Source organism: Bradyrhizobium campsiandrae (assembly GCF_014529705.1).
Classification (GTDB): domain Bacteria; phylum Pseudomonadota; class Alphaproteobacteria; order Rhizobiales; family Xanthobacteraceae; genus Bradyrhizobium; species Bradyrhizobium campsiandrae.
Genome location: NZ_JAANIH010000178.1, coordinates 1 through 597, shown reverse-complemented (window position 1 = coordinate 597; position 597 = coordinate 1). Strand labels below are relative to the sequence as shown.

Genomic DNA, 597 nt, shown 5'->3' with positions numbered 1-597 from the left:
GCTGGTTCTCGTCGCGCTGCGGCGCGGTGCAGCCCTCAAGATAGGAGACGTAGGCGCCCTTGTCGGCGATGATCAGCGTGCGCTCGAACTGGCCGGTGTTGCGCTCGTTGATGCGGAAATAGGTCGACAGCTCCATCGGGCAGCGCACGCCAGGGGGCACGTAGACGAACGAGCCGTCCGAGAACACCGCCGAGTTCAAGGTCGCGTAGAAATTGTCCGAGGTCGGAACCACCGATCCCAGATATTTCTGGACGAGTTCAGGATGCTCGCGGATCGCCTCCGAGATCGGCATGAAGATCACGCCGGCCTTCTTCAGCTCGGCCTTGAAGGTGGTCGCGACCGAAACCGAATCGAACACGGCGTCGACCGCGATCTTGCGGCGGGCCGGATCTTCCTCGCCAACCTTGGGCTCGACGCCTTCGAGCATGGCAACTTCCCGCAAGGGGATGCCGAGCTTCTCGTAGGTCTTCAGGATCTCCGGATCGATCTCGTCGAGCGAGGAGACCGTCTTCTTCGGCTTCGGCGCCGCGTAATAATAGAGATCCTGGAAGTCGATCCTGGGATAGTCGACGCGCGCCCAGGTCGGCTCCTGCATGG

The 597-nt window shown here is 62.1% G+C and carries 1 protein-coding gene; it reads right to left on the bottom strand.

Translation table 11 applies throughout. The features are described from left to right. Nucleotides 1-597, bottom strand: a 597-nt coding sequence (locus tag G8O24_RS42585) for a SufB/SufD family protein (protein WP_497717867.1), incomplete at both ends; no start/stop codon positions are given.